Origin of the sequence: Arachidicoccus sp. (assembly GCF_050436765.1) — a bacterium.
Lineage (GTDB): Bacteria > Bacteroidota > Bacteroidia > Chitinophagales > Chitinophagaceae > Arachidicoccus.
In genome coordinates this window covers 1-1,295 of record NZ_JBNQGD010000240.1, presented here as the reverse complement: position 1 = coordinate 1,295, position 1,295 = coordinate 1, and the positions used below count along the sequence as shown (strand labels likewise).

At 32.9% G+C, this 1,295-nt stretch carries 1 protein-coding gene; it reads right to left on the bottom strand.

Annotation, left to right across the window (positions count from 1 at the left end; all coding sequences use genetic code 11):
• Positions 1–295: 295 nt before the first annotated feature.
• Positions 296–1,295 (bottom strand): hypothetical protein (locus tag ACQR30_RS10475; RefSeq protein WP_429734790.1); only part of this gene is annotated, 1,000 nt, incomplete at its 5' end.

The window sequence follows — 1,295 nt, the reverse complement described above, 5'->3', positions numbered from 1 at the left end:
ATAATTGTCGTTTTCGAATTCTCGGCTATTGTTAACCAAACAGAAACTTATCTTTTTAGGTTACCACATTAGATTCTCAATTTAGCACCGGCAAAAATTAATTTCGGACCATTTCGCTATTTTCTTTTTTTATTTTTTTTATTTTTTGTTTGGTCTATTTCTTTCGTTTATTTCTTTCGTTTTTTCTTTAATTTTTTTACTTTTAAAAAACTTTTTGCTAATAATAACAATATTAAAATATTTTGAATATCAATAAATTAAATTTATTGCATAATTGCTAAAATAGTAAAATTGATTATTTTGAATTTTTCCGAGGATTTATTATTAAAAATTTTCGCAGATTTTTTTGAAATGCAGATTTGCGCAAGTTTGACAAAAATTTTTGCTGTGACTCACAGCGGCATGTCCTCAGACCTGCGCAGATATTTTGCCTTGCAGACTTGCGCAGATCTGCACCTAAAAAAATTTGCCGATGAAATAAGTGAATAGACTTCGCATAGAGACCAGGGTTTCCATGGAAGGCATCATGAATAGGAATCCAATTAGCATTAACAGTAGAACGGTTAAAAGCAAAACTAATACCTATTTGAGAGGAGAAATAAAGTAATCTAAATAAACTATCTATTTGAAAACACTTGGTTTTCGAGAAAGCATTAAAATTATTAAGATATAAAGGGGAAAAGGGAACATGAAGTTCCTGTTGAATTAGTGTTAGTCTATGTAAAAGGGCTAATTTGGTAATATTATTATTATCTAAATTAAATAAACGTTCAAATCTAGCAGAGTGATCAATAAGGTTTCGCTGAAAAAGATCAGTGAGACCGATCGCTCTGTGATAAGAGAGAAAATTATTAGGGGTAGTAGAAACTAATTGAAGAGATCGTTTAAAAACCGATCTGAAGGGTAGAGAAATTGCATGACAGTCTTTTTCAGACAAAAGAGTAGACTTAAGCCGAAAGAGAACTTTGGGCATGAGAACCATATTGTGGAGGTAGATGAGCTGCTTATTAGTCAGCTTCTTGTAACGGAGTTTAGCAGCGACCAGCGCATACTCGGTTTTACATTGTTGTTTTATGAAGTTGTGTGAAGGGGATAGGGTGAACCAGACCCCAAGGAATCTAAAAGATTCTTTGGGAGGTAGAGGTGGAAGAGTAAAAGAATGATCTCCCAGATTGAATGTAAAGGGGGCAGGTTGAGCTGAAATAGGAATGCTATTGTCAGATAGTTCTCTGTTACAAACTATAACGGCTTTGTTGAAGTTGATTTTGGTATTATTGAAATTGTAAAATTCTTGG